Source organism: Streptomyces sp. NPDC090106, assembly GCF_044747265.1.
In the GTDB taxonomy this organism is placed as follows: domain Bacteria; phylum Actinomycetota; class Actinomycetes; order Streptomycetales; family Streptomycetaceae; genus Streptomyces.
This window is the reverse complement of sequence record NZ_JBIVDS010000009.1, coordinates 417,811-420,347: the sequence shown is the minus strand read 5'-3', so window position 1 is coordinate 420,347 and position 2,537 is coordinate 417,811. Positions and strand designations below refer to the sequence as shown.

Sequence of the window (2,537 nt, the reverse complement as noted above, 5' to 3'; positions counted from 1 at the left end):
CAATCACGGGGGGGGGCGGGGGGGGGGCGCGGGGGGCGGGGGGGGGGGGGGGGGGCCGCGGGGGGGGGGGCGGGGGGGGGGGGGGGCCCCCCCCCCCCCCCCCCCCCACGGCAGCCGTCCCACCAGCCTCTCGACCAGGAGCGAGCAGACATGCAGGCGCCCCTCTACCAAGTCAAGGCCGAGTTCTTCCGCATGCTCGGGCACCCCGTGCGCATCCGGGTGCTGGAACTCCTGCAGCACGGCCCGGTGTCCGTGCGGGATCTGCTCGCGGACATAGAGATCGAGCCGTCGAGCCTCTCGCAGCAACTGGCCGTCCTGCGCCGCTCCGGCATCGTGGTGTCCATGCGCGAGGGCTCCACGGTCCGCTACGCCCTCGCCGGCGGCGACGTCGCCGAACTGCTGCGCGCGGCCCGCCGTATCCTCACCGAACTCCTCGCCGGACGGAACCAGTTGCTCGCCGAACTCCAGGAGGCCGACTCCCCGCACCTGTCGGTGACGGGGTCCGACCTCGGGTGACGGCGTCCCCTCAGACGCCCGGCCGTGGCGTGGACGGTGCGGCTCCGGGCAGTTCGACGGTGATGCGCAGACCGCCGTCCGGGCGCGGGGCGAGGGTGAGCGTTCCGTCGTGGGCCCGGGTGATGGACTTGACGATGGCGAGTCCGAGGCCGACGCCCGCCTGGTCGGAGTGCGTGCGCTCGGTGCCGCGCTGGAACGGCTCGGTGAGCGTCGAGGCCAGGCGCGGGCTCACGTGCTCACCGGTGTTCTCGACGGTGAGCGCGACGGTCCCACGGCGCACCCGCGCGGTCACCCACACGGTGCCCCGCTCGGGCAGGTTGTGGACGATGGCGTTGTGCACGAGGTTCATGGTCAGCTGGAGCAGCAGCGCCGGAGAACCGGCGGCCGGGGCGATGTCACCGGACGTCTCGACGGTGACGCCGTGCTTCTCGGCCAGCGGCAGCAGCGACTCGGCGGTTTCCTCCGCCAGCAGTGACAGGTCGACCGGCTCCCGGGCGAAGGACCGCTGGTTGGCCCGGCTGAGCAGGAGCAGCGCCTCGGTGAGGTCGATCGCCCGGGTGTTGACGGCGTGGAGGCGCTCGATCACCTCGCGCGGATCGTGGTCGGGATCGGCGCGGGCCACGTCGAGCAGCGCCTTGGAGACGGCCAGCGGCGTGCGCAGTTCGTGCGAGGCGTTGGCCGCGAAACGCCGCTGCTCCGTCACATGCGCTTCGAGGCGCGCGAGCATCTGGTCGAAGGCGTCGGCGAGTTCGCGGAACTCGTCCGTGCGGCCCGGCAGCCGGATCCGGTGCGAGAGCGACCCGCTCGCGACCGTACGGGTCGCCTCCGTGATCCGGGTCAGCGGCGCGAGCATCCGGCCGGCGAGGAACCATCCTCCGGTGAGCCCGAAGACCAGCAGGAACGTGAGGACGGCGAGCGCGGTGGGGGCGAACGCGCGGACGACGGCGGTGCGGTAGCCCGGCAGGAAGACCAGCCCCGGATGCGGCACCCGGTTGAGGAACACCCACCCGGCCACCAGCGCCAGCAGCCCGGCGGCCATGAGGAACCCGGCGTAGCTGAGGGTGAGTTTGACGCGGACGCTGAGCCCGGGCTCCCTACGCACGCGAGGCCCCCGTGTCCTGCGGCGCACCGTCGATGCGGTACCCGACCCCCGGCACCGTGGCGATGATCCAGGGTTCGCCCAGGCGCTTGCGCAGCGCGGAGACGGTGATGCGCACGGCGTTGGTGAACGGGTCGGCGTTCGCGTCCCACGCGCGTTCCAGGAGTTCCTCCGAGCTCACCACGCCACCCTCGGCGGCCACGAGGACGTCGAGCACGGCGAACTGCTTCCTGGTCAGCGGCACGAAGCGGCCGTCCCGGTACACCTCCCTGCGGAACGGGTCCACGCGCAGCCCCGCGATCTCCCGTACCGGGGGCCGCACATGGGCGCGCCTGCGGTCCAGGGCCCGCAGTCTGAGGGCGAGTTCCTGGAGCTCGAAGGGTTTCGTGAGGTAGTCGTCCGCGCCGAGTTCGAACCCGGACGTCTTGTCGTCGAGCCGGTCCGCCGCGGTCAGCATCAGGATCGGCATGCCGCTGCCCGAGGCGACGATCCGCCGGGCGACCTCGTCACCGGAGGGCCCCGGGATGTCCCGGTCCAGGACGGCGATGTCGTAGGCGTTGACGCTCAGCATCTCCAGGGCGGTGTCCCCGTCGCCCGCGATGTCGGCGGCGATGGCCGCCAGCCGCAGACCGTCGCGGATGGCCTCCGCCAGAAAGGGCTCGTCCTCGACGATCAGCACACGCATGCCGTCCAGGCTACGAGCCGTGCCCTATCGCCGGCATATCGGAAACCGCCGACGGACCGGCGACGCCGTGGCCCGCTTCGCGCGGTGGCCGAATCCCGGCTCTCCGGACGTCCGGCCCCCGCCCCTCGACAGGATGTGGAGATCGTGTGTGCCGTATCTGTCTAGACTCTGGATCCAGGGGGTGTGGGGGGGTAGGCGGGGGGGCCCCCCCGCCCTGGGGCCCCCCCCCCGCCCGCC

Annotated in this window: 3 protein-coding genes; 1 reads left to right on the top strand and 2 read right to left on the bottom strand. The window is 73.1% G+C overall.

The window, feature by feature from the left end:
• The first annotated feature begins 150 nt into the window (after window positions 1-150).
• Window positions 151-516, top strand: coding sequence for an ArsR/SmtB family transcription factor (locus ACIPSE_RS29220; RefSeq protein WP_401668053.1), 366 nt, complete (start codon window positions 151-153; stop codon window positions 514-516).
• 10 nt (window positions 517-526) lie between these two features.
• Here ACIPSE_RS29220 and ACIPSE_RS29215 read toward each other — a convergent pair whose 3' ends face one another.
• Complete coding sequence (locus tag ACIPSE_RS29215; RefSeq protein ID WP_401668050.1) at window positions 527-1,618, bottom strand: sensor histidine kinase; 1,092 nt, start codon at window positions 1,616-1,618, stop codon at window positions 527-529.
• Window positions 1,611-2,300: a response regulator transcription factor gene (locus tag ACIPSE_RS29210; RefSeq protein WP_401668048.1), complete on the bottom strand. Its 690-nt coding sequence runs from the start codon at window positions 2,298-2,300 to the stop codon at window positions 1,611-1,613. Before ACIPSE_RS29210 ends, ACIPSE_RS29215 begins: the two co-directional genes overlap by 8 nt.
• Between the last annotated feature and the right edge of the window lie 237 nt (window positions 2,301-2,537).

What these genes read in the sequence shown, in the direction of transcription:
- ACIPSE_RS29220 (WP_401668053.1), top strand. Translation starts at nt 151, where the DNA reads ATGCAGGCGCCCCTCTACCAAGTCAAGGCCGAGTTCTTCCGCATGCTC.
- ACIPSE_RS29210 (WP_401668048.1), bottom strand. Translation starts at nt 2,300, where the DNA reads ATGCGTGTGCTGATCGTCGAGGACGAGCCCTTTCTGGCGGAGGCCATC.